General features: G+C 65.2%; 7 protein-coding genes. 3 read left to right on the top strand and 4 right to left on the bottom strand.

The window, feature by feature from the left end:
- Positions 1–62 precede the first annotated feature (62 nt).
- The 4 genes from RWT78_RS27360 to clpS form a co-directional block, all read right to left on the bottom strand.
- Positions 63–722 (bottom strand): rhomboid family intramembrane serine protease, encoded by a 660-nt coding sequence (locus tag RWT78_RS27360; protein WP_007733273.1) that lies wholly within the window; start codon positions 720–722, stop codon positions 63–65.
- A 92-nt stretch (positions 723–814) separates the two neighbouring features.
- Positions 815–1882, bottom strand: coding sequence for a P1 family peptidase (locus RWT78_RS27355; protein ID WP_003945309.1), 1068 nt, complete (start codon positions 1880–1882; stop codon positions 815–817).
- On the bottom strand, positions 1879–2469 hold the full coding sequence (locus tag RWT78_RS27350) for a DUF2017 domain-containing protein (protein ID WP_003945318.1): 591 nt from the start codon (positions 2467–2469) through the stop codon (positions 1879–1881). The genes RWT78_RS27355 and RWT78_RS27350 overlap by 4 nt, the downstream gene beginning before the upstream one ends.
- 56 nt (positions 2470–2525) lie before the next feature.
- Positions 2526–2837 (bottom strand): ATP-dependent Clp protease adapter ClpS, encoded by a 312-nt coding sequence (gene clpS / locus RWT78_RS27345; protein ID WP_037132099.1) that lies wholly within the window; start codon positions 2835–2837, stop codon positions 2526–2528.
- A 121-nt stretch (positions 2838–2958) separates the two neighbouring features.
- Between clpS and RWT78_RS27340 the strand changes: the two genes are divergently transcribed.
- The 3 genes from RWT78_RS27340 to RWT78_RS27330 all read left to right on the top strand — a co-directional run.
- Positions 2959–4299, top strand: coding sequence for a nicotinate phosphoribosyltransferase (locus tag RWT78_RS27340; protein ID WP_165638877.1), 1341 nt, complete (start codon positions 2959–2961; stop codon positions 4297–4299).
- Positions 4296–4943 carry a nicotinamidase gene (locus RWT78_RS27335; RefSeq protein WP_064075829.1) on the top strand — a complete coding sequence of 216 codons (648 nt, stop codon included), beginning with the start codon at positions 4296–4298 and terminating at the stop codon, positions 4941–4943. Before RWT78_RS27340 ends, RWT78_RS27335 begins: the two co-directional genes overlap by 4 nt.
- Positions 4944–4952: 9 nt before the next feature.
- The coding region (locus tag RWT78_RS27330) for an ATP-dependent DNA helicase (protein WP_314682250.1) at positions 4953–5994 on the top strand (1042 nt) is incomplete at its 3' end.

Genomic DNA, 5994 nt, shown 5'->3' with positions numbered 1-5994 from the left:
AAGCTCTTGGTGGTTTTGGCGCGTCGAAGTCACACCGCAGTGAGGGTGTGACCCACGTCCGTTCAGAAACTCGGTGGTCGAACGGCCGGCGCCGACCCGGCGCGCTTGGCCCTCTCCCCCGACGTCAACGCCCAGGCGGCCACCACGCCGCCGATCGCTCCGAACAGATGCCCTTGCCAGGAAACCCGTGGATCGCTCGGCAGAACGCCCCACAGCACTCCGCCGTACACGACGAAGACGGCAACGCCGATCAGGATCTGTGTGAAGCTCCGCGTGAAGAACCCGCGCACCAGCAGGTAGGTGACCCAGCCGAAGATCAGCACGGACGCACCGACGTGATTCGAGTTCGAGCCGGCGAACAACCAGGTCCCGACGCCGCCGATCACCCAGATGATGCCGGTCGCCGCGAGTCCCCGCGCAATTCCCGACACCAGCACGAGGTATCCGAGGATCAGCACCGGAATGGTGTTGGCGATCAGATGACCCCAGTCGTCGTGCAGCACCGGGGCGAACAGGATTCCCCACAGGCCGTCGAGCGTGCGCGGGGTGACGCCGGCGTTCTGGACATTCTGACCGGAGATGACATCCACGATCTCGATCACGTAGAGCAGGATCGCGAAGCCGCCCACCAACACGGCCGACTGCTTCCACACCGAGGGCGGACCGGATTTCGGTGCCGGCGTCCGGGTGCCGAAGTCCGGACTGTTGAAATCCATCGTCATCGTGTGCGTCCTCCACCGTCGATCCGGTCTTCTGATCCGGTCACTCGCGACCAGGCTCAATTCGAGATTACCGCCGATTCCAGGAGTGCTGCCTAGAGAAATGCGGACGGGAAGAGTTCGCGGTAGCTCGGGATTCCGGCTACCGACGTGGCGTCGAGAATCGCTGTGACGATCGCACGTTCGACCACCTGGGCCGAAGCCGCGCACACCGCGTCGAGTATCGGCAGATCGTTCGGGAAAGCGTCCGGAACCGTGATCTCCGAATTCGGAGTGTGATCACCGGTGGCGAGCGCAAAGATCGTGTCGCCGTCGAGCGGCGAATGTGCGGGCCGAATCGCTCGGGCCAGGCCGTCATGACCTGCGACGGCGACGCGTCGGCACCCGGCTTTCGTCAAGGCGGCGTCAGTGGCGACCACACCGATCGTGGTGTTGAGGACAGTTCCCTTGGCTGCAACGGCATTGGCCGCCGCGAGTTCGGACGCGTCGGGGAGCCTGAGGCCGAACGACTCCGCGCCGTCCGAGCCGACGCCCCACGGCAGGCCTGTTCTGGGGTCGAAGACCGAACCCACCGGATTCGCCACGATCAAGGCGGAGACCGTCGTCCCCTCGGCGGGGCCGTCGGCGATCACGACGCTGGCCGTTCCCACCCCACCCTTGAGCGCTCCGGCTCTGGCACCTACCCCCGCGCCGACCGTGCCCGTGGCGAATTCGCGCGAAGCAGTGTCGGCAGCGAGGAATCCGAAATCGCCGGTCGGACGAACGGTCCAGTCCCCCACCGGCAGATCGAAGATCACGGCGCCGGGCACGATCGGTACCACCTGGCCGGGAGCGCCCATCGCGATCCCGTGATCGTGTTCCTCGAGCCAGCGCATCACTCCGTCGGCCGCGGCAAGTCCGTAGGCACTACCGCCGGTCAACAGCACGGCATTGACCTGCTGGACCGAATGGCTCGGGTCGAGCAGATCGGTCTCGCGGGTACCCGGACCGCCGCCCCGGACGTCGACTCCGGCGACCACACCGGCCGACGCGAGCACGACCGTGCAGCCGGTGGCTGCGCCGCTTCCGAGAGTGGCTCCCTCGTCGAGCTTGTGGTGATGACCGACGGCGAGGCCGGCGACATCTGTCAGTGAATCAGTGGGCCCGGTCCGCGTCGTGGTCATGGCATGAGCGCCTGGACGAGGGAGTCCTGCATCCACGTCAACCAGTGATAGACGTCGAGATGCGGGGCTCGCGGGTCGTCGGGTTCGAGGCTCTCCGGTGTGTCGGCGTCGATGCCGAGATTGGTTCCGAGCGCGAGACGGACGTCGTTGAGCGAGGACAGCCAGGCGTCGGCCTGTTCCTGCGTGAGAACGACCTTGCCGCCGGCCTCCGGAAGCGAAGCCAACAACATGCGAGCGGACTCACGCTTGGCGTCGATGATCTCGGGTTCGTGCAAACTTCGCAGCGCGCCGTTGACATTGGCGCCGGCGTCGTCGAGATCGTCACTGTCCGGAGCGACCTTGTCCGGATCGGTGCGCTGGAAGTCGGGCAGCAAACGCGCCAATACCGGATTGTCGGGTGTCTCCGAATTTCCGGTACGAAGGCCCGTCAGGGCGGCGAGCTCGTCTTGCGGCGCCGAAGACGCACGCTCGTCGAGAAGCCCGGTCACCGACTCCACGAGCGAGCGCAGAACCGCCGCCTCGTGGCCGTCCATCTCGGACTTGAACTTCACTCCGCCGAGTGAACTCTTCCTACTCCACGTCCGCACGCGTCGGACTCCCGTCTACGAGTTAGGCGAACAAATCGGTCGAAAAAGTGCTTTTCTCAGGTGTCGTCGCGTTGCATCGTGGCCCAGAGACCGGCAGCGTGGAGGCGACGAACATCGGCCTCCATCTTGTCGCGCGAACCGCTCGAGACCACGGCCTTGCCCTCCGAATGGACCTGCATCATCAAGTCGGTGGCCTTGGCTTTGCTGTAGCCGAACAACTTCTGGAACACGTAAGTCACGTAATGCATGAGATTGACCGGGTCGTCCCAGACGATGGTCACCCAGGGCCGATCTGCGGCTTCGATGGTCGAAACAGCCTCCGACTGCTCGGGCGTGGCTTGAGGAGAGGAAGCCGTAGCGCCTCTCATCGTTACGTTCGCCGAGTAAGTGCCGGACACGGTCGCGCCGCCGAAAACCATGTATCCAGGGTACGGCGCGACGAGAGGCGACAACACCCACCCACGTCGTCTCGCGCATAGAGTTGTGTGCGTGCCTACGCAAATTTCCGACATCCGCGACGCCGGTGCCAGCACCGCACTGCTCACCGATCAGTACGAACTGACCATGCTCTCGGCGGCTCTCGCCGACGGATCTGCCTTCCGCAACTGCAGTTTCGAGGTATTCGCACGGCGGCTGCCGGACGGTCGTCGCTACGGCGTCGTCGCCGGTACCGAGCGCCTTCTCGACGCACTCGAGCAGTTCCGGTTCGGTGAACCGGAACTGGCGATCGTTGCGAAGTTCCTCGACGACACGACCGTCGAGTGGCTGCGCAACTATCGATTCTCCGGTGATATCGACGGCTACCGCGAGGGCGATTTCTACTTCCCCGGATCACCGATCCTCTCGGTCCGCGGAACTTTCGCCGAGTGCGTCATCCTCGAAACCTTGATTCTCTCGATCCTCAACCACGACAGCGCGATCGCTTCGGCCGCAGCCCGCATGGTGAGCGCAGCGGGCGGTCGACGGATGATCGAGATGGGCTCGCGTCGTACACACGAACAGGCCGCCGTCGCCGCTTCACGTGCCGCCTATCTCGCCGGCTTCGACGCCACCTCCAACCTCGAAGCCGCGCGGCGTCACGACGTACCCAGCGCAGGTACCAGCGCGCACGCCTTCACGCTCCTGCACACCACCGATGACGGTCCGGACGAAGCCGCGGCATTCCGCGGTCAGGTCGCCGCTCTGGGCGTATCCACCACCTTGTTGGTCGACACCTACGACATCACCGAGGGCGTGAAAACGGCTGTCGCCGTTGCCGGTCCCGAACTGGGTGGAGTTCGCATCGACTCCGGTGATCTCGGCGTTCTTGCTCGTCAGGTACGCCAACAACTCGACGATCTCGGTGCTACCAAAACACGCATCGTCGTCTCCGGTGACCTGGACGAGTACGCGATCGCAGCCCTGCGCGCCGAACCCGTCGACTCGTACGGCGTCGGCACTTCCCTGGTCACCGGATCAGGCGCCCCCACCGCCGGCATGGTCTACAAACTTGTCGAGGTCGACGGAATCGCGGTCGAGAAGAGAAGCACCAACAAGGCATCTCGCGGCGGCGCAAAGAAGGCACTGCGCGTAGTGCGTCCGACCGGCACGATCGTCGAAGAAGTCATCTACCCCGCCGGATCACCGTCACCTGTTTCCGAGGCGGACGGCGCGACCGAACTGCTGATCCCGCTGGTTCGCGAAGGCAAGGTCGTCGACAGCGCGCCGACGCTCGAAGAGAGCAGAGCAGTTCTGAAGGCAGGGCTCGTGAGCCTGCCGTGGGAAGGCCTCAAGCTCTCGCGCGGAGACTCGGCTGTGCCCGTTCGATTCACCGGAGGTGAGCATCAGTGAGTGCAAAAGCACTGATAATTGTCGACGTTCAGAACGATTTCTGCGAAGGTGGCGCTCTTGCAGTCGAAGGCGGTGCTGCGGTTGCGGGAGCCGTCAACGATTTCGTCAACTCCCACGAGTACGACGCCGTAGTCGCGACTCGCGATTTCCACATCGACCCTGGGGCGCACTTCTCCGAGAATCCCGACTTCATCGACAGCTGGCCGGTTCACTGCGTCGTCGGGACAGCCGGCGCCGAGTTCCATCCGGCGTTCGACGCTTCCGTCGCCGGGTCGGCGATCTTCTCCAAGGGCGCCTACAGCGCGGCCTACTCCGGTTTCGAAGGAGCAGCCGAGGACGGAACGACGCTCGAGGACTGGCTCCGCGCCCACGAGATCACCGACGTCGACGTGATCGGAATTGCCACGGATCACTGTGTCAAGGCCACGGCCGTCGATGCCGCGCGCGCGGGGTTCGCCACGACTGTCCTTCTCCCCTTCACCGCTGGTGTGTCGACCGCCACGATCGAGTCGGCATTGGTGCAGATGCGGGAGGCGGGAGTGCAGCTGATCGGGCGAGACGAGGCCTCGTCGCAAGAAGACTCGAATGCCGGGGAACTACCCCGGGAATCATCCGTGGACGTTTCTGACGTAGGGATCCATTAACCTTCGTGGGTGGCCGATCAACTCCCGAACGTTCCCGAACTGCTCCAGACAGCGGTGCGGTCGCTCGGCGGTGCCGAACGAACCAGTCAGCTGACGATGGCGTCCGCCGTGGCGCACTCGATCGACACCGGCGAGCATCTGGCCGTCCAGGCCGGCACCGGTACCGGTAAGTCGCTCGCCTATCTCGTTCCGAGCCTGCGCCACGCGGTCGAATCGGGACGCACCGTGGTCGTGTCCACCGCCACCATCGCGCTGCAGCGTCAGCTCGTCGACCGAGATCTGCCTCGGCTCGCCGATGCCCTGAAGAAGCCACTCGGCCGACGCGCAGAGTTCGCAATCCTCAAGGGCCGCAACAACTACCTGTGCATGAACAAGATCCACACCGGCGCGTCCGAACAGCCACCCGAGGACGAGTTGTTCGATCCGTTCACGGTCTCGCGTCTCGGCCGGGAGGTCGTCCGCCTCACCGAATGGTCCTCCGACACCGAAACAGGTGATCGGGACGAATTGGTGCCGGGCGTATCCGATCAGGCGTGGCGGCAGGTCAGTGTCACCTCCCGCGAATGCATCGGTAAGAACCAGTGCCCGGTCGGTGAGGACTGCTTCGCCGAGCGCGCCCGAGTCGAGGCGTCGAAGGCCGACGTAGTGGTCACCAACCACGCACTGCTCGCGATCGACGCCATCACCGGCATCCAGATCCTGCCTGACCACGACGTCGTGGTGATCGACGAGGCCCACGAGTTGGTCGACCGCGTCACCGGCGTCGCCACGGCCGATCTCACTGCCGCCTCGATCAGTGCCGCGGCCCGGCGTTGCGGCAAGATCGCCGAAGAACAGGATGCCGATCGCCTCGAAGCCGCCGGCGAGGGGTGGGCTGGACTCCTCGAGGAATTGCGCCCAGGTCGCTGGGAAGGCCTCCCGGACGGGGCGGCACCCGCACTGGCTGCGATCCGCGACGCGGCCTGGTCGCTGCGCACCGCTATCGGCCCGGCCAAACCGGGCATGGCAGCCGCAGACCCCGAAGCCGCTGCGGCCCGCAACGCCGCACTCT

Source organism: uncultured Rhodococcus sp. (assembly GCF_963525155.1).
Lineage (GTDB): Bacteria > Actinomycetota > Actinomycetes > Mycobacteriales > Mycobacteriaceae > Rhodococcus_F > Rhodococcus_F qingshengii.
Note: the sequence above shows the minus strand (reverse complement) of the source record. Positions and strands in the feature narration are given on the sequence as shown.